At 34.9% G+C, this 20,237-nt stretch carries 14 protein-coding genes and 1 riboswitch; of the genes, 7 read left to right on the top strand and 7 right to left on the bottom strand.

Annotation, left to right across the window (positions count from 1 at the left end; translation table 11 throughout):
- Nucleotides 1–69 precede the first annotated feature (69 nt).
- Entirely contained in the window at nt 70–1,923 is a 1,854-nt protein-coding gene (locus tag BN2628_RS05750; protein WP_055096493.1) for an SLC13 family permease, read from the bottom strand.
- Between the two features lie 135 nt (nt 1,924–2,058).
- Nucleotides 2,059–4,965 carry a PD-(D/E)XK nuclease family protein gene (locus BN2628_RS05745; protein ID WP_055096491.1) on the bottom strand — a complete coding sequence of 969 codons (2,907 nt, stop codon included), beginning with the start codon at nt 4,963–4,965 and terminating at the stop codon, nt 2,059–2,061.
- A 266-nt stretch (nt 4,966–5,231) separates the two neighbouring features.
- On the opposite strand from BN2628_RS05745, the gene rd reads away from it, so the two are divergent.
- The 4 genes from rd to BN2628_RS05725 all read left to right on the top strand — a co-directional run bounded on the left by rd (nt 5,232) and on the right by BN2628_RS05725 (nt 9,272).
- On the top strand, nt 5,232–5,396 hold the full coding sequence (gene rd, locus BN2628_RS16770; RefSeq protein ID WP_021929415.1) for a rubredoxin: 165 nt from the start codon (nt 5,232–5,234) through the stop codon (nt 5,394–5,396).
- 545 nt (nt 5,397–5,941) lie between these two features.
- Nucleotides 5,942–6,208: a hypothetical protein gene (locus tag BN2628_RS05735; protein ID WP_021929414.1), complete on the top strand. Its 267-nt coding sequence runs from the start codon at nt 5,942–5,944 to the stop codon at nt 6,206–6,208.
- A 31-nt stretch (nt 6,209–6,239) separates the two neighbouring features.
- Nucleotides 6,240–7,361 carry a universal stress protein gene (locus BN2628_RS05730; RefSeq protein WP_055096486.1) on the top strand — a complete coding sequence of 374 codons (1,122 nt, stop codon included), beginning with the start codon at nt 6,240–6,242 and terminating at the stop codon, nt 7,359–7,361.
- Nucleotides 7,362–7,545: 184 nt separating this feature from the next.
- Nucleotides 7,546–7,751, top strand: a riboswitch (cobalamin riboswitch).
- Between the two features lie 321 nt (nt 7,752–8,072).
- On the top strand, nt 8,073–9,272 hold the full coding sequence (locus BN2628_RS05725) for a hypothetical protein (RefSeq protein ID WP_055096485.1): 1,200 nt from the start codon (nt 8,073–8,075) through the stop codon (nt 9,270–9,272).
- A gap of 217 nt (nt 9,273–9,489) precedes the next feature.
- On the opposite strand, the gene BN2628_RS05720 is transcribed toward BN2628_RS05725, so the two are convergent.
- From BN2628_RS05720 to BN2628_RS05700, 5 genes are all read right to left on the bottom strand, one after another.
- Nucleotides 9,490–10,137 (bottom strand): alpha/beta hydrolase, encoded by a 648-nt coding sequence (locus tag BN2628_RS05720; RefSeq protein ID WP_257606410.1) that lies wholly within the window; start codon nt 10,135–10,137, stop codon nt 9,490–9,492.
- A gap of 225 nt (nt 10,138–10,362) precedes the next feature.
- Nucleotides 10,363–11,154 (bottom strand): rhamnulose-1-phosphate aldolase, encoded by a 792-nt coding sequence (gene rhaD, locus BN2628_RS05715; RefSeq protein WP_055096481.1) that lies wholly within the window; start codon nt 11,152–11,154, stop codon nt 10,363–10,365.
- A gap of 189 nt (nt 11,155–11,343) precedes the next feature.
- Nucleotides 11,344–12,369, bottom strand: a complete 1,026-nt coding sequence (rhaT, locus tag BN2628_RS05710; RefSeq protein ID WP_055096479.1) for an L-rhamnose/proton symporter RhaT — start codon at nt 12,367–12,369, stop codon at nt 11,344–11,346.
- A 7-nt stretch (nt 12,370–12,376) separates the two neighbouring features.
- Nucleotides 12,377–13,630 (bottom strand): L-rhamnose isomerase, encoded by a 1,254-nt coding sequence (locus BN2628_RS05705; RefSeq protein ID WP_055096478.1) that lies wholly within the window; start codon nt 13,628–13,630, stop codon nt 12,377–12,379.
- Nucleotides 13,627–15,117 carry a rhamnulokinase gene (locus BN2628_RS05700; protein WP_055096475.1) on the bottom strand — a complete coding sequence of 497 codons (1,491 nt, stop codon included), beginning with the start codon at nt 15,115–15,117 and terminating at the stop codon, nt 13,627–13,629. Before BN2628_RS05700 ends, BN2628_RS05705 begins: the two co-directional genes overlap by 4 nt.
- A gap of 156 nt (nt 15,118–15,273) precedes the next feature.
- Between BN2628_RS05700 and BN2628_RS17530 the strand changes: the two genes are divergently transcribed.
- From BN2628_RS17530 to BN2628_RS05690, 3 genes are all read left to right on the top strand, one after another.
- On the top strand, nt 15,274–15,396 hold the full coding sequence (locus BN2628_RS17530; RefSeq protein ID WP_257606409.1) for a hypothetical protein: 123 nt from the start codon (nt 15,274–15,276) through the stop codon (nt 15,394–15,396).
- Entirely contained in the window at nt 15,393–16,310 is a 918-nt protein-coding gene (locus tag BN2628_RS05695) for an AraC family transcriptional regulator (protein ID WP_257606408.1), read from the top strand. Before BN2628_RS17530 ends, BN2628_RS05695 begins: the two co-directional genes overlap by 4 nt.
- Nucleotides 16,311–17,111: 801 nt before the next feature.
- Entirely contained in the window at nt 17,112–20,237 is a 3,126-nt protein-coding gene (locus BN2628_RS05690; protein ID WP_257606407.1) for a SusC/RagA family TonB-linked outer membrane protein, read from the top strand.

The raw sequence follows: 20,237 nt of genomic DNA, 5'->3' as shown, positions 1-20,237 counted from the left end.
TAAATTTGACCAATAAGAAAGAATATAAACACAGATTCTATATTCGATTGGTAGATTTATTGGTTTATATTAGAATGGGAATAGTAAAGGGAGTACGATAATCATAATTATACCCATGATTATTTGCAATGGCAGTCCGACTTTTACATAATCGACAAAGCTATATTTTCCTGCAGACATGACTAATGCATTGGGAGGAGTAGAAAATGGAGAGGCGAAGCACATACTTGCAGCTACAGTGACGGCAAATAAAAAAGGATAAGGACTTACCCCAATCCCTATGGCAGATTGCATGGCAATGGGTGCTAAAAGTACAGCCGTAGCCGTATTACTGATAACCATAGTCAGTAATGATGTAGTGAAATATATACCGGCCAGTAATGCTAATGGTCCCCAGTGACCAAGGCTACCTACAAGGTTTTGGGAAATCAGTGCAGAAGCTCCGGTTTTTTCCAGTGCCATAGACATCGGCAACATAGCAGCAATTAAAACGATACTTTCCCAGTTGATGGTGCGGTAGGCATCTTCAACGTTTCTTAGACATCCGGTAAAAATCATTAATACGGACGCTACCATAACAGCGATAACGGCTGGGACCCAATCAAATACCATGGCTAAAATCATTAGTAACATAATGGTAGCGGCAATAGGGGCTTTGTGGTCAAGAGTAACTTTTGCTGCTTCAGCCTCAGGCTGGCCTACAACCACCCAGTCTGATTGGTCTTCGCTCATGCGGGCGATATTATTCCATGTGCCTTGAACAAGGATAGCATCACCGCTGTGCATTTTTTCATCTTTTAGATTTTGTAAGATATATTTTCCACCACGTTGTATTCCAAGTACATTGATGTTGAACTTTTCTCTAAATCCACTTTCCTTGATAGGAACATTGATTAACTTGGAACTAGGCATTAGTAAAATTTCAGCTATGCCTATTTCATGAAGGTCAATATTATCTGGGATATCAGTTCCTTCAGGTATATGAATATCTATCAGTTCTAAATGATTTTCTTTTATGAATTGTTCAACTTGTCCGTAATCACCCATAACATAAAACATATCGCCATTTTTTACCACAGTTTCAGGGCCTGCGGTCATTTGATCTATTGTTTGGAAAAAGGAACGCTGATTTGAAGGTTTGCGACGTATTTCCAGAACATTGATATGATATTTTCTCGCAATATCAAGATTCTGTAATGTTTTATTATTGAAATGGGAATCATTTGTTATCTGAACTCTGAAAAGGTTACTCATCAACTGGTATTCTTGTATCAATTCTTTCTGGGATTTTCCATTGTTGTGTTTCGATTGATTATCAGTTTCATTTTTTGATAAAAATATTTTGCTTAGAGGTATAAGTGCAATGATACCAACAGCAATACATATAAGCCCTACAGGAGTAAAAGAGAAGAATGATAGAGGTTCATATCCTGCTTCTGTAAGAGTATTTTGTATGACGAGGTTGGGAGGAGTACCGATTAGAGTCATCATGCCACCCATACTACTGGCAAAGGCTAAAGGCATTAAGAAACGTCCTGGGTGGGAATGTGCGCTGGCTGCAAGGCTTACGACAATAGGCAACATTAAGGCGACTGTTCCGGTGTTGCTGACGAAAGCACCTATACCTGCAGTAACGAGCATAATGAGGATAAAAAGTTTTAATTGATTATGTCCGGCGAGTTCCAGTATTTTACGGCTTATCATTTTCGCAAGTCCGGTTTGGAAAATAGCTCCTCCTACGACAAATAGGCCTATCATCATAATGACGATATTGTTGGAGAATCCTGATAGTGCTTCTTCAGGAGTTAAAATATTAAATATAACTAACAATATCAGAGAGCAAAGAGCAACTAAATCTGAACGTATTTTACCATTGATAAAAAATACAGCCGAAAGAGCCAGGATAATAAATGATGTAAGCATATTATACTTTTTGTTCAAAAAAATTAATAACTGATTTTATGGTATAAATATAACAAGAAAAAGAAAAATATGATTTCTCTTTTTACCCTAAAAAGTGTTCTAAAAGGGAATAAAAGTATAAATATGGCATTTGTATTATCGTTTACATATAGATGCAAAGTCACAATACTCACAAGTTTTTAAATCGTTTGTTTGTGTGAAGGGAATATTCTCATCGAAGATTTCATTGAGACATTGGTTAAAATGATTTGTAAAATCAGAACATATGTCGTGAAAGTCTTCAATTATTTTATTAGTCTTATCAATCTTTAATTTTATCTCCCAGTCGAAATTATGTTCGAATAATGAACGGAGATAATAAATTCCTGGTTTTAAGGTTTTTCCATTCGCTATTTTTGAATACATCATTGCATACATAAAAACCTGCATAATTGCTTTAGGTCGGTTTGGAAGGTTTTTGTCGAATAAGTCTTCTATTTTACGGAATACAATCTCTCTGCTACCAGAATTGGAACGGGGTTTAGCTCCACTTTTATAAACAATGATACGAATTTTGCCTTTAACTTCATCTACTCGGTCAATAAAAGCTTTTAATCGCACTGTTTTATTCGGGGAAATACTATGTTCCGTTTCTATTAATCGTTCGGATTCTATGTAAAGGAATGGGGTCAGTTTTCTGTCGGATGAAAGAGTCCTTTTTACATATTTACGAATGATTTCACCTACCAAATAGTTCTGTCCTGTTAAGCGCTGGGGCTCATTCTTTTGGTAATAACATTCGTTGAATGCTGATTCTATTAGGCCTGTTAGAAATATATCATCTTTTTGTATTTTCTCAAGGGCATCACCCATGACTAAATTTCCCTTAAATCGATTATATATACATTCCATGACCCTGTGATAAATGCTTCCAAATGTACTGGCTTCAATGTTTTCCGATACATCGTCATCTGGAGTTACTCTTTCTACCGATTGCAAATAAAATTGTAGAGGACAATTGATATATGTGTTTATTGCACTGGCAGATAAGGCCCGATCACCACCTGATAAGAAACGGTCAAGTCGTTTTTTTACACTCTCTGTTTTTATTACGTAAATAGGCTGGATATCGTTTACTGAAATATCATAAGTTACTAGTTTTTCTTTTAAAGGGAGGCGATAGTGATATTTCATTTGATATATATATCTGCTCATTTCTCCTATATCAGTTCCTTCAGTGCGTGTGTCATAGATAAGGAATATTTTTTTTGCTCTGTAAATCATTCGATAGAAATAATAGGCATATATACTATCTTGATGTTCTGAAGTTGAAAGACCGAATCCTTTTCTCAAATTATATGGGATGAAGGTGTTTGCTACTTTTTTCACGGGGAATATACCTTCATTCATCGATAATACGATCAGATTTTCGAAGTCCAAAGCTCTAGTTTCAAGTACACCCATTATTTGTAATCCCGATAAAGGTTCTCCTCGGAAAGGAATAGCGATGTTGTTGACCATTTTGTTCAGTAATCTGAAAAAAGTGCTTACATTCATTCCCGTTTTATATTCAGTCATAACCTCCTTCAGTCGGTTTACAGTAATGTAATAATGATATAAAAATTCCTTTTCAAGGGGAGTCAGTTTATTATTTTCTTTTTCGTCATTAGCTTTGGAAGCAAAGAAATGCTCTTGTTGTAAATATTCGAGAATTGAAATAAGATAGTCAGCAGCTTCTTGTGCATTGGTCAATGGTATGAATATTCGTTTTAATAATTCGTTTTTTGCCAAATCATTTACAGGTATAAATACCCGGTTATATTTTCGTATATAGTTACTGAGTTCGAGTATTATTTTTTCTCCTGAAATCATTATATATCGATGAGAAAGAAGAGATAATACTTTACGATGGTAAAAGTATGGTTGACCGGAGATGAGACGCAGGTGTTTCTGTAAGTCGAAGATTTCTTCCATTAGTCCGGCTACAGGGGTATTAGATAAAGTATATCCCATTGTTACGTTTATAGGGTCTATCTCTTTGGGAACAGAGTATAACATAGGCAACAAAAGATGTTCATCAGGTAAAATAATTGCTGTATTTATTGCCTTTTCAGGATTGGAAATATCTTTATTTTTCAGTAATTCTGACAGTATTTTGCAGGCCTGTTTTGCTTGACCTACAGCAGAAGGAATACCGATAATTTCTATTTGGGAGAGATTGTTAGTGTTTTCATCCGTTTCAAATATATCATATTGTGATGGATATTTTAATCTATTTTCTGATAAGAAAAAAGAAGCTTTATTATATTTATCACGGACAAGAGGAGAATAATAATCCCAATAAAAATCTGCTATCCCCATGTCTCGTAGTCGGGACATAACGATTTCCTCCGATTTGCTTAATACATTCAACCCTATAAAAACGATACGTCGATATGGTATGTTATCCAATTTTTTTGATAAAGCCTTTTCTGCTACATCTCTGAATATCATTCCTTCGTAAGCTATATTCTTTTTCTGTAATTCTTCTCGGAGAGCACAATATAATGGATATAAAAGTTCCCATATTGCCAAGAACTCCATTTTTTTTCGACTTTCGTTTATCGGAATGAAGTTACCCCAAAATTGTCGTATAGCATCTATTTGGTTTGGAGTAAGATAATCGAATAATTCATCTATTTCTTTTAATTCTTTTATGTTTCTGAATAATTGTTCTGGATTGGCTACATATTTATCTACATCATCGAAATCGTTGAGTAACATATCCCCCCAAAATACGAAATCATCGAAAGACTCGTTAGAAAGACTGAGTGCCTGAAATTTTTGATACAGGATAAAAAGCATACTTGTCCTGTCTGCTTGTAAATACGGACTAAACTGGCAGAACAAATCGCTGATGGTTAGTATTGGAGGTGAAAATATAGGTTTTTGTGCAACTTGAGCAATATATTTCTGAAAAAATACACCAGCTCGTCGGTTGGGAAAAACAAAAGCAATATCTGATAAGTTTCCAGAATTTTCTTTATAATAGGTCTCGGCAATACGATATAAAAAGGGTGTCATCCTATTTTTATTTTTAGTATTACAAAAATAACTAAAATCGGCAATTAATATATCATTATTATTTAAGTATATGGATTTATAAGTAAAATAGAAAAATTTAAATAGCATCTGAATTCGAGATATAAAAATTAATTTTTATATTTGATTGCATAATGTTTCAGTTTTCGAATAGGAATATGGTTAGATGTATGAAAAGATATTGAATATGTTCTAACAAATTTCAGATTTATTTGTTATATAAAATAGTTTTAATTTATTATTGAATTATGAAGAAGTATATTTGTACTGTTTGTGACTGGGTATATGACCCGGAAATTGGAGATCCGGAAGGAGGAATCGAACCCGGAACTGCATTTGAAGATATTCCCGAAGATTGGGTTTGTCCGGTTTGTGGTGTTGGAAAGGATGATTTTGAGTTACTGGAAGAGTGATAATTAAGAAAAATGGAATGTATTGTCTGCTCTTATATATTTTTATATGTAAGAGCAGTTTTTTTATAAATAGAGGTTAAAGACGGCATTTCAAAATATTTACTGAAATCATGTACGGTATTTTAGAACCAGCTTAGTTTTTGTTTAGGTAAGCTTTGAGAATTTTTTCTGAGAATATTTTTCTGATTTTATGGGAATGGTAGTAGGCTATTTGACGAATGCAAGAGGGAAAACAGTCCGAAAAAAAAGGAAAAGAGACTCGACTGAATTACTCTCATTGGAAAATCTAAACAGTTTCTTGATATTTATACTAAGAGATATATGTGTAATTATGGTAACAGAAAGATATATGATGATGATATGTAATAGATTAAGACAATACAAAATGGAAGTTGCATTTTTATTATAAATGGAACTTCATTATTTTTTCTTGTCGTCCTGATAAAAATGTTATATAAAATTTGGAAATACCATTTTTTGAACTTAAATTTAATGCGAATAAAAAAATAAACCATAGCTATAAACCATTTAAAACATTTACAATTATGACAAAGACTATAACATTTAATGAACTTCGTCGTATCAAAGATTGTTTACCTGACGGTTCGATGCATAGAATTGCAGACGAATTGAATGTAACCGTTCAAACTGTTCGCAATTATTTTGGAGGTAATAATTACGAATTTGGTAAAAACTGTGGTTTACACATTGAGCCGGGTCCGGATGGAGGTATTGTCGTTCTTGATAATACAACTATTTATGATATGGCAATGAATATTCTTCAGGAGGAGAATTGTTCAGCCGAAAAATAAATTAAAAAACAACTTAAAAATTGATACCGTTATGGATGAGGACAGATTAATAACCATTGCCATTTATACATATGAGAAAGCTCAGATTATAAAAGGCATTCTTGAGAATGAGGATATACCGGTAGCTATTCAAAATGTAAACTTGATTCAGCCTGTCATTTCATCGGGAGTACGTGTAAGAATTAGAGAGAGAGATTTGCCTCATGCTTTGCAGATTTTGGAACAATATTCTATTTTCGAAGAAAAAGATACCGAATCCGAATTACAGACAGTACATCATCCTAAACGTATTCTTATTCCTATTGATTTTTCTGATTATTCTCTTAAAGCTTGCCAGATAGGTTTTGATTTTGCAAAAAGTATCGATGCAAAGATAATGTTGCTCCATGCATATTTTAGCCCTTATTTTCCAGGAGCTATTCCTGTTACAGATGCGTTTACGTATGAGGTAAGTGAGGATGAAGCTCTTAAACAAGTACAAGATAGAGTGGCTAAGGAGATGAAAACTTTTACAGAGACATTACGTAATCAGATAAAAGAAGGGCTGTTACCAGATATTGATTTTGATTATACTTTGCGTGAAGGTATACCTGAAGATGAAATTAATCATTTTAGTAAGGAGTATCATCCTACGTTGATTGTAATGGGAACGAGAGGAAAAAATCAAAAGGAGATAGATTTGATAGGAAGTGTAACGGCAGAAGTTCTTGATTCTACGAAATTTCCGGTTTTTGCAATTCCAGAAAATGTACCGTTTACAATGATTGACGAGGTAAATAATATGGCATTTTTTACCAGTTTTGATCAGCAGGATTTGATAGCTCTCGATACATTTATGAGATTGTTCGGAAGTTTTGACTTTAAGATAACATTTGTGCACATGACTACAAAACAGGATACTTGGAATGAAATAAAACTGGCAGGTATAAAGGATTATTTTAGAAAACAATATCCGGGTAGAGAGGCAAGTTATACATTGATTGATGGTGCTGGTTTTCTCGATGGAGTAGAAACATTGGTACGTAAAGAGAAAATTGATGTTTTAGCTATTGCTAATCGGAAACGTAATATTTTTGCTCGGTTATTCAATCCGAGTATTGCGCATAAAATGTTGTTCCATGCCGATACACCGTTATTAGTGTTACCATCTTAAATGTCATCTAATTAAAGATAGAAAGAAGGAGTTACTTTAGTCGGGTAGCTCCTTCTTTATTTTTTACTTTGTTCGATATTATAGAAGTTTCAAAAAATCATTTGCAGTTTGGGGGGATGTGCTGTAAAATGTGTGCGTATAATAAATAAAGTGGTAGACTTTATTCTATTTTTCCGAAAAGAGTATTATATTTGTTCCGAATGGTTCGTATATCACTGTTCAGTGAAATATGATTAAAAGGGAATCGGGTGCAAGTCCCGGACAGTCCCGCTGCTGTGATCTCCTTATAAAAGGTTGCGATAAATACTTGTGCCACTGTTTTTATTTAAAATGGGAAGGCTATCGAAACCGGAGTCAGTCAGAAGACCTGCCATACGTTTTTTAGAAGTTTACGAGGAATAAGCTTCGATATCTTTAAGATATAAATTTCATATATAATGAACAGTTGTACAGAAGTTATTCTGTATGGAATCTATGTTTCAGGTAGTAAGTAATATGTCCTATTCATATTGCTTTGTTTTTACAATCTGCAGTAGAAAGCCCGGTTATAATTAAAGTATTATGACCGGCTTTTTGTTTTTTTTCTTTTAGATGTAATTAGGGGGATGCTTTTAACGGAATGGTAACAGATAGATAAAATATTTCATATATTTTTTACCTGTCTGGGGAATCATTATTTTTGTTGCAAAAAGTAAGTCAAGTTTATCTTTTATGGTAGTACAAGAACTCTATATTTTTAATCCGGAAAACGATTTGGCAATTGCAAATGGGGGAATGCATTATATGGCTCCACCTAAAGCAAGGTCTATAGCTTATGATTTGTCCATGCTTCCGATGTGGTATGCGGGGGCAAATGATTATGTTTTATGTCCGGATGCAGATTATAAAAACAATGCTCAATGTTTAATAAGACAATTCGGGTTATTTCCGGGCTTGCTTTTGCCGGAGGAGATAAAGCTGTATGAAAATATATCAAGTATTGTACCTTGGGGATGGAGCCCCGAAATAGTTTGCAGATTGAATCGTTGGGGAATAGATTCTTGTCATTTGCCGACTCATGATAGCCTATCTCAGTTAAAAAGATTATCTCATCGGGCAATTACAATAACCATACTTTCTTCGTTAATAAATTATGGTTATTCAGATATTCCGTATCAGTTACCTTTAGAACTACGTACAGCAAACGAAGTTCGGGTTTTCATAGAAAATGCGCCAAAAACAGTATTAAAAGCTCCTTGGTCTGGTAGTGGGAAAGGGTTGAGTTGGGGACGTGGTGTATATGATACAACTCTTGAAAGGTGGAGTAATGGCATTCTTAAACGTCAGGGTATGGTTATAGGAGAGCCTTTTTATGAAAAAGTCAGAGATTTTGCTATGGAATTTTTTAGTGATGGGGCTGGTACTGTTTCTTTTGCTGGTTATTCATTATTTACGACAGACGCGAAAGGTGTGTATAAAAGTAATCTTTTGGCATCGGATGAGACGATTCTTGCAGAAATATTGCAATTCGGAATAAAGAAGTACCAGATAGAACGATTGCAAAAGGCTTATATTGATTTACTATCCTCACTTATCGGTATGTTTTATAGAGGGTATTTAGGGATTGATATGATGATATATAATCGAAATGGAATATATCATTTGCATCCATGTGTTGAGATGAATTTGAGGATGAATATGGGGATGGTAGCCCGTATTTTTTATGATAGATATGTAAATAATTGGACGATAGGGAATTATTATGTTGATTATTATCCTGATTCTGCACAATTATGGGAAGACCATCGAATGCGACAATCTAAGTCACCTTTGATTGTTTCCGAGGGGAAAATTGAAAAAGGTTATTTTTCATTGGCTCCTATAACATCTCATACTCATTATCGAGCTCGAATTGAGATAGGAGAAGAATAAATGGATTTTCTAAAATGCTTATTCAACATATAAGCATTTTAGAAAATCTGAATTATTATATTTTACCATTATAAATCTTGTGACTCGTTGAAAGGATATTCAAAATCGACCGAGCCAGTCCAATAATAAAGTTTTCATCAATTCGTGATAACGGAATTGATGGTTGAATCCCCAACCATGTTTCCCTTCAGGAAAAATATACATGGTAGCATTTACATTATTCTTTTTGAGTGCNTGGCACAACAGTTGTATCATCATCACTTAACATCAATAATGTTTCTGGTGTTTTGGAAGTAATGCGTTTATCATTTGAATAAGCTTTACGGTCAGATTCTGAAAAATTTGTACCTAATAGATTTGTGAAAGATCCTTTGTGCGCATATTCTTTTTGTGTACTGATAACCGGATAGAACAAAATCATAAAATCAGGCCTTACTGAAGTATCAGACCAGTGAGTCCCTACTGTTGATGCTAAGTGCCCACCTGCTGAAAAACCGGCTATACCGATTTTCTGAGGATGTATATTTAGTTCATCTGCTTTATTCCTTATTATTTTCAGAGCTTCTTGAGCATCAGCTAAAGGTATATTTTTGTTACCGTTAGGCAACCGGTATTTTAAAACTATACTTGTATATCCATTATTAACTAACCACTGGGCAAATTTGTGACCTTCGTGATCAATGGCCAATCCTCCATATCCTCCTCCGGGACAAAAAATCACAGCTTTACCGTTATTTTTATTCTTTTCTGGAGAGTAAATATACAATAAGGCTTCTTGGGGGGTATCAGTGGTTTTTCCGTTTATTGTTTCTGTCAGGCCATTTAATTCTTTTGGACCATTCGGCCATATTTTTTCTATTTGCATTTGTTGGCTTTTTGCAGTTATGATACAAAAAGAATAAAAGATAAAAATCAATATTTTTGTTTTCATGTTAATTGTATGATTATCTGTTGATAGATTTGGATATGAGTTATTGAAAATTTTTCTGTGTATAAATGTTTTACTACTTACTTATAAAATTGGAAAAATACCAGCTTCAATTTTATTGTTGAGGCTGGTATTTTTTATGATAATTTACTTTTAGGTACGTTACAAATTGAAAACTCTTTTCAATTCATCCATTTGTTCATCACTCATGCCTTTGGGTTTGAACCCCATGGAACAGGCTGATTCGTATATCTTAGCCGATTTTGTTAGTGTGTCTATCATATCAAACGCCTCGATAATATCTTCACCTATAGCCAAGGCCCCATGTTTTTCCCATAACACGACATCATAATCGTCGAGTTGTTCTACTGTTTTTTGTGCCAGTTCCATTGAGCCGGGGAGGGCATATGGTACAATGCCTACGCCCTTAGGACAAAAAGCTCGTGTCTCAGGAATCATACTCCAGAGCAATTTACTTAATACATCTTTTCCTAAGAAATCGGAATTATGAGTCATAGCCACTAGTTCAATGGGGTGAGTATGGATTACCGTTTTGATTTTGCGTCCTTTTCCCAGTATGACATTATGTATTAGTAAATGAGACGGCAACTCAGAGGTAGGCTTAATATTCTTTTCAGCTATGATTTCATAATATGTTCCATCGGCAGAAATACGTATAATTGCAGCGTTATTCATCGGGTCAGAATGTACATAACGCATGCGGCATCCTGTACCGGTAACGATAAAGAAGTTATTTTTCAAGTTCTCCATAGTCTGGGGCAACTCGTATTTTTCACTTATTGCATTCAGCGTACATATTTGGTCATCAATATCATCAGTAATATTGTACGAGATATTGCCACCGTTTCTTTCGGCCCAACCTCTATCCCATAGATAACCGGCAATTTCAGAAACTAAGCCTATTGCTTTATTTATGTTTTGATTATAGTTCATATAATATTATGAAATTAAAATATATAAAATTGTAATTATAAAATTTGATGTTTTAAAAAAATACTTTTTTCTCTGTTATTTTAAAATAGCGTTATTCTTTGTTTTACAAACTTTTTGCCTGAGAAAGAATGTTGCTGTTATTGTGAGCTGAAATTACTAAAAATATTTTTATAAATTCAGTAATGAGCTTTAAAATAAAGACGGAAAGAATATAGAAAATATCAATATAAATAGTCCCAAAATCAATACGGTGACAGTTTTGGGATTGCATCCTTTCCATTCTTTCAGGATTATGCCCCACATATTGGAAAATACAACATTCAGAGACATCAATATGCTCCAGGAGAACGCCAGTAATACAGGCGATGAAGTAAGAAATGTTTTTCCTATTTCTAAACCAAAGAATTGCGAATACCATAATAACCCTGCCAAAGCACAGAATAATATGTTGTTGAGCAAAACAGAAATATTTACACTGAGATAATCTTTTCCTGTTTTGTTCTTTATATTTTGGTATATGCAATATGTCGCATTTGTGATGAATCCGCCTAATGTGACAATAAGAATCACTGGTAGCCCTGCATAAAGTGGGGGAACTCCATTGGCTATAGCTGTTTCTTTGATAGGTGTTCCTGCATCGAGTCCTAAGGCAAAGCAAGCGCTCATTATTCCGGCCAACAATGCAACAGCCAGTCCTTTGGTCAATGCAAAGTCTTTAATAGCAGCCCGTTTTTCTTCTTCACTCATATTTTGGGAGCGCAGGGTTCCGGCGTAGCCGATAACTGCGATACCGGTTAATGTTATCATAACACCCAGTAGTAGGATTAATCCATCTCCTTGTAAAAGGTCAGTACCAGCAAATAGTGCGGGGAAAAGAGTTCCGAAAGCCGAACAAGTTCCTAAGGAAACTGATTGTCCTAAAGCCACGCCTAAATATCGCATGCTCAATCCGAAAGTAAGGCCACCTATACCCCATAGCATTCCGTAAATAATCGCAGCTCCAGCTCCTCCGCTTTCTAATAGTAGTAAAGGATTTACGTCGTGAGGTATTGCCATTAGCATACCTATCAGAGGAAATACCAGCCAAGCAAAAATTCCTTGGACAAGCCAGAAACTTTCCCAACTCCATTTCCTGACTTTCTTGATCGGAACGTATGAGCTGGATTGACCCAAGCTGCCGATAGCTATGATTAATAATCCTTTTATAATTTCCATATTTAAATCAACGCTTAGAAGTTACTTCCTTTTCGTATTTTTCTACTTCTGAGATATAATCTTCAGCAACAGGAACATTATTGAGCATGCAGAAATAGTTATATACGTCATTCCATGGTAAAGTTTTCGATTCTTCCAATAAAGCTAATCGTTCAAATCCTTGCTCTGACGCTTCATATTCACGTAGTTTTTTGATTGGAGTAAGTAAGGCTTGTAAAAATGCTTTTTGGGTAGCACGTATACCGATAACGTAAGCTCCGATACGATTGATAGATGCATCGAAATAGTCGAGACCGACATTGACACGTTCGAGAGCATTTGCCCATATAATTTCTTGTGCCAACATTTGTACGCTATCGTTTAGAATTACAACATGGTCGCTATCCCAACGAACAGGGCGGCTCACGTGAAGCATAATTTCTGGAGAGAAAAGCAAGAGTGATGAAATTTTATCATAAGTTTCTTCTGTTGGATGGAAATGTCCCATATCAAGAGTTGCCATCAGTCCATTTTTCATAGCGTAGCCCATATAGAATTCATGGGAACCTACAGTAAAACTTTCCAGTCCTGTTCCGAACAATTTGCACTCTACAGCGTCTTTTACATTTGTAAATTTGTTCTCAAAAATTTTATCCAAGGAATCTTTTAATAATGAACGATAAAGATAACGGTCTACCGTAATATCTTTTGAGCCGTCATGTATCCATAAATTATGACAAGCTTTGCTCTTTAGCTGACGGCCCATTTCATCAGCAATGCGTCGGCTTCGTATAGTATGTTCTATCCAGAAGTCTCTGATACCTTTATCGCGATTGGATAAAGATAAATTACCGCTTTTTGAATGCGAAAAACTTGTGCTGTTGAAATCGAGTTTCATGTTGTTGAGTTTGGCCCAATCTATCCAACTTTGAAAATGTTCTGGTTCTATTTCATTGCGGTCTACTTTTTTCCCTTTAAAGTCTCCGTATATGGCATGTAGACTCAATCGATGGTTGCCAGGAATCAGAGTATTTACTTTCTCGATATCTGCTCTTACTTCATCTATATTACGTGCTTTACCGGGGTAGTTTCCTGTAGCTTGGATTCCTCCTGAGAGACTTCCATCAGGATTTTCAAAGCCAGAAACATCATCTGTTTGCCAGCAGTGTAAAGACAAAGATAATTTTTGTAAGGAAGATATGGCAGCTTCAGTGTCTATTCCCAATTCGGCAAATCGTTCACGAGCTATTTCGTAGTTTCTGTTGATTTTTTCTTGTTTCATAATGATTGTTTTTTTGTGATAATATTAATATACTTATAATATGCGTTATTCCATGATTCGCAATCTTCCGGCAGGAACGTTTCAGGGGTTACGGTTTGGGTGATAATATTACGCATTTCTTGTAATGAAGATACTAAACCGGCAGCCTTGGCTTGTAGCATGATATTACCGATGGCTGTAGCTTCTGAAGGCCCTGTAATTACAGGTATACCGATAGCGTTGGCCGTCATTTGTGATAATAGACGGTTACGAGAACCTCCTCCGATAACATGCAGTTTTTCTATTGGAAAGTCAGCTAAAGATTGTAAATGACCTAATACTTCTCGATATTTTAGAGCTAAACTGTCAAATATCGTTCTGAAATATTCGGCATCAGTTGAGGGTGGAGTTTGACCAGTTTGGATACAATATTCAGTTATAGCTTCAGTCATGCTTTCCGGGTTGGCAAATATGGCATCATCTGGATTTATAAAACACCTGAATGGTTCGGATTTTTCTGCTAAAGAGACCATTTCTGAGTAGTTATATGTTCTTCCTGCTTTTTCCCATTCTTTCATACATTGCTCGACCAGCCACATGCCTGTAATGTTTTTTAGCAAACGGATAGTCCCTTCTACGCCTCCTTCATTCGTGACATTCATTTGATAAGTATCTTTATTGATGACAGGGGAGGAAACCTCAATTCCCATGAGTGACCATGTGCCGGAGCTTAGATATGCGAAATTACGATTCGAAGCCGGAATGGCGGCAATGGCTGAAGCTGTGTCATGCCCTGCTACTGCAACGATTGGGATATGTGCTAGTCCGGTCTCTTCTGCGAGTTCTGGACGTAAGATTCCAATTTGAGTACCAGGCATTACTATCTTGTTAAACATTGATGTAGAAATTCCCGCTGATTTGAGTAAATCTGTGTCGAACGTCCGGGTATGGGCATTTAATAATTGGGAGGTTGAGGCTATTGTATATTCTGTAACCATCTCTCCACATAACAAGTAAGATAAGGCATCAGGCATAAATAATAAATGCTTTGCTGATGCCAGTTGAGATGCCTCTTCTCGATGTAGAGCATAGAGCTGAAACAGACTGTTGAAATTCATAATCTGTATACCGGTGCGATTATAAACTTCCTCTCGGGGAATGATTTTCTCAAAATATTCTGTACAAGCTTCAAAAGTATGAGGATCACGATAGGCATAGGGTAGTCCCATTAGAGAACCGTCTTTCCCAATAAAAGCAAAATCAACTCCCCAAGTATCTATTCCTATTGAAGTTATACAAACATTCTCTTTTGCAGCAGTAGCTAATCCTTCTTTTAAGGATTCGTACAAAGAAAAGATGTTCCAATAATAATGATTCCCAAGACGTAGCAGACGATTTGGGAAACGAGTGAGTTCTTTTATTTCCAGTTTTCCGTCACACAATGTTCCCAAAATAGTGCGTCCACTGGTAGCTCCTAAGTCAAATGCTAAAAAATGATTTATCTTCATATGTGTTTTTCTATTGTATTTGACAAATATACAGCTATTTCCGTTGGCTATATTTCAGAATATGACGCTAATATGTTGTTTTTTGATTTTATTTGAATACATTTGTATGACGATATTTGGACGCCCGTATTTCCTGTTTTGAAATAACAAAAAGTCATGAATTCTATATTAAGAGTGATGAAAATATTGTTTTGTGACGATAAAAAATGGAATGCTAAAAAATATAATGAAGTAAAATCTAAAATAGGCTGTCTGCCATTATTGGAGTGCGAGATATGAAAGAGATGGAAAACACACATAAATATCTGATAAGTAGTGATAGAGATTTAAATTGGGGGATTGTTGTGAATACTGTTGGAAAGGCAGTAATTCAATCTGGTTATACAATGTATCCTCCAGACAATGGTCATCCTGAAGAATTTTATTTTAATCTTCGACAGGGGAGAGTTCTCGAAACTTATCAGTTATTATATATAGCGTACGGTCAGGGATCTTATTATACAACTAAAGAACAAAAAATAGATATAAAAGCGGGAGATATACTTATACTTAAGCCGGGTGTGTGGCATAGTTATAGCCCTGATAAAAAAACAGGATGGCATGAGTATTGGATAGGTTTTCACGGTCGCAATATTGATAGCCGGTTTACCAATAATTTTTTTGATTCCGAGCAGGTACTTTATCACATCGGCTTAAGAGATGATGTGGTAGAGTTGTATGAGCAAGCTATACGTGTTGCCCGTTCTGAACGTGTTGCTCATCAGCAATATTTGGCTGGTATAGCCAATTTGCTTTTAGGTATGACTATGTATTATGACCGCAATCAATATTTTGCAGAAAGTAATCTTATAGAGCAAATTAATCAGGCTAAAATTATAATGCATGAGAAGATTTTGAATCCTGTTACTCCGGAGGAAATAGCTCAAGAAGTGAATATGAGTTATTCGTGGTTTCGTAAAAAGTTTAAAGAGTATACAGGTTTCTCTCCAGCACAATATATAATAGAACTTCGAATTCAGAGAGCAAAAAAGCTACTTGCGAATACTGATATGAGTATCAAAGAAATAGCTTATTATTTGAATTTTGATAATCTTTCCTATTTCTCGCAGATTTTTAAAAAGCAAGCTGGTTATACACCGGTCAGTTATCGACGTACGTTTAGGGTAGATAAAAAAGGAAATATAGAAAATTGAAAAGGTTAATTTATATATCTTAACGTGGTGGAAGAATGTGTCTTGATAAAGTGTTTAAGTAGTGTTTGATAATATATTTTTGTAACGAGTAAAATAATATTGTTAGACTATTGATTGACTAAATAGCTTATAATAAAAGTAAAGAAGGGTTGTCTATAAGAAAATATCAAGGCAATATTAAATATTTATTGGGTTTTATATTTTATTTTCTGGAAAATTATATTGTATGGTATTATTATAAATCTATTTTCTGAAAAAAGTACCATATTTGAAAATAAGATGTGTATTTATAATTATATAAATATAAATACTAAAATATGAAAATGCATTTTTATGATATTTTTTTCTTATTGATGAATAAAATTTTGATAAATAAATATTTACATATATAAATGTTTATTTATTGGTTTATGTATATATATGATATAAATTATTAAAAACGGCCTTAAATCTAATCTTTTTATTATAAATATTTTATATTTATTTGTATAAAAATTATTCTTATTTTACCATTTTAGAAATAGAAATAATCAGTTCTTTTCTTATAAATTGAAACTTAAATTGGTGAATAATTGATATTTTGTGGCAAAATGTATTGCTATTAAAAAAAATACAACTACATTTGTATCGATTAACATGTGTATAAAAAATGAAAATAAAGAAATTTAGGGTGTAAAAATTTCTTTTTTCTTTATTATATATGTATATAATAGCGTATTTCAGTAATAGAGACTGGCCTATTATAAAAATAATTGCATATTTATGCATCGAGTTTTCAAAGGCAGATTAACCACAACAGGTATGAAAAAAATAGTGTCTCGAAAAAAGTTTTTTCTAAAGTGTAATGTAAGCATTGCTGTATTATTATTGGGAATATATTCCAACATTGCAGCGGCAGAAGCATCTCAATTTTCCGATTCCGGTAGAAATTCATCCATTAGCCAGCAAAAAGTAACAAATGTTGCATTTGTTGTTACGGGGCAGGTATTTGATAACACTAAATCTCCGCTACCGGGTGTCACAGTGGCTGTAAAAGGAGTGAAAAATAAAGCTACTGCTACCGATATAAATGGAAATTATCGTATAACTGTAGTTGGAGGCCCTTCTTCGAAGTTGGTATTTTCTTTTTTGGGAATGGAATCGAAAGAGGTTACGATAGGTAAACAGACTCATATCAATGTCATTCTTGAACCGGGTTCTATTGCATTGGAAGATGTTGAAATTGTGGGGGCCTATGGAACAGTACAGAAAAGAGCTGATTTAGTGTGTAGTGCATTTCAGGTAAATGACAAGCAACTTAAAAATCTTCCGATGAACCGTATTGATAATTTGCTTGATGGTATTGTCCCGGGATTAAAAGTTGATGTAAATACCGATTTGGCATCCAGTACTCGTTCACGTTATGATGTTCGTATTCGCGGTGAATCTTCATTATCGGCATCAAATGAACCTTTGTGGGTTGTAGATGGTACTCCTATCTATACCGGTGATCGCACCAATCAAATTCCGGGTATGAATTATTCTATAAGTCCTTTATCTTTTATTAACCCAGATGATATTGCTTCTATTACTATTCTTAAAGATGCTTCGGCCACTGCTATTTATGGAGCTAATGGTTCCAATGGTGTGATTCTTGTTACGACAAAGGGTGGATATAAGGGTAAACCTCAATTTGATGTATCAGTACGTTATGGGATATCTCATGTAAATAAGAGTACTTATTTCAAAACATTGAACGCATCACAATATATGACATTAGCTAAAGAATCTTTTCGGAATGCCGGTATTGATATGAAATATTTCCCTTTTCAAGACAATGAATTAAATCAATATAGTACTACTGATACTAATTGGCTAAAGGAATATTACGGATTAGGACATTACTTACAGGCTGGGCTCTCAGCCAGAGGTGGGTCAGATAGAGCAAAATATTATATTTCAGGTTCCTATTATCGGGACCAACTTACAGTAAAAGGGAATTTAGGACATCGGGCATCGTTGCGGGCCAACAATGACATACAATTACACAGGAAACTTTCTCTTAGTTTCAATTTGTCGACATCATATAATATTAACGAATTGTTTGTTCCCAGTGATGACTATTATCAGATGTTGCCTATTTACTCTCCTTATGATTTAGATGGTCATACGTTGCGTCTGTATAATAAATATGTTGATAGTTCGGTAACCGGAGGAGAACCTGTTTGGAAAACGGTAAAATATTTGAATTCTATTGCAGAACGTGAGCAAAATGACAACCGCCAGCGTACATTTTTGGCGAATGCTAATATATTGTTGAAATATGATATTTTGAGAGGATTGAGGTATACCGGACAATTTGGTACAGACTTTAATAGTAGTTACCAAGATACTTATGATGCTCGGTCAAATTGGTCGGGCGCCTCTTTGGATGGTGTCATAGAGGGATATTCTTCTCGAGGGCATACCAATACTTTGGTATGGACTACTATACACAGACTTAATTATGATGCAAAATTTGGAAAACATACTGTTGGTGGATTGTTCGGATATGAAATGTCGTCAAAAGGTTACAATACGGTATCTGCTACGGGAGAGGGTTTTGTTAATGACCATATAAAAGAAATATCTTATGCAGCCACCCGAAAAGGTTCCAGTGGAGGACAGATAAAACATTCTATGTCATTTTTTTTACAGGGTAGTTATTCATATGATGGACGTTATTTTTTGGTTGTGAACGGTCGTCGTGATGGGGATTCTGATTTTGGTTCAGATGTGCAATGGGCCAATTTTGGCTCTGTTGGAGTTTCCTGGAATATTCATAACGAGAAATTTTTTGATTCATCTATTGTGAATATTTTGAAAATAAAAGCCAGCTATGGTGCTGACGGTAATTCACGTTTGGGAAGTCAGACAGCATTAGGTCTGTACACTTATAGTGAAAGTAATAACTATAATGGGCAGTCAGGGGCAGTTGTCTCATCTGGGGCAAATCCTCAATTGAGTTGGGAGACTACCTATAAAACCAATTTAGGTCTGAGAATAAAATTACTGAACCGTTTGGATATAGAGACTGAAGTGTACAATGATAAGACAGTAGATTTGATAAGTCAGTTGGATGTATCACGTACTACTGGGGATACGCGAGTATATCGTAATATGGGATCGGTTAGGAATCGAGGTATTGAAGTAACCATTACTTCTGAGAATATAAGAGGACCGTTTGAGTGGGTAACAGATTTGAATATGTCACATAATCAAAATCGAATATTAAAATTGTATAATGGCATAGAGCAGAGCTTTCCACCTAAAGTATGGAAAGAAGGGTATGATATAAATACTTATAATCTTGTTCGCTGGGTAGGTGTTGATCCCAGAGATGGGCATGCTTTGTGGTTAGATAAGAATGGAAATGTGACCCGCACTTATAGTGAAACTAATCGGGTACCGGGCAAGTCATCTACCCCAAAACTTTTTGGAGGTATGACCAATACATTTGCTTATCGGGGCATTAGTCTGAGAGTAATGCTTAATTATACTATTGGAGGATACGCCTTTGGTAATTTTGGAAGTCGGGCTACATCTGACGGTCTGAATATCTTGTCGAAAAATCAATCGGTCAATCAACTTGATCGCTGGCAAAAACCGGGTGATTTGGCATTGAATCCTAAACCATCTGTAAATAATGATACAAAGTCGACAATGACGAGTACTCGTTTTTTATATAATACCACACATTTACGTTTACAGAATATAACACTTTCATATAATTTGCCGAATAAGGTGTTGAAGAAACTCAATATGAAAGGTTGTCAGTTCTCTTTCATTATGGACAATATTGCTATATGGACTCCCTATGATAAAAAAGACCGTAATTCATATCGCCAGATGATGCGTGGATATCCTTGGGAGTCTGTCTATTCATTAGGTGCCAATGTGACTTTCTAA

The sequence above is a fragment of the Gabonia massiliensis genome (assembly GCF_001403595.1).
Lineage (GTDB): Bacteria > Bacteroidota > Bacteroidia > Bacteroidales > Coprobacteraceae > Coprobacter > Coprobacter secundus.
The sequence above is the reverse complement of the archived record's forward strand: the minus strand, read 5'-3'. Positions and strand labels throughout refer to the sequence as shown.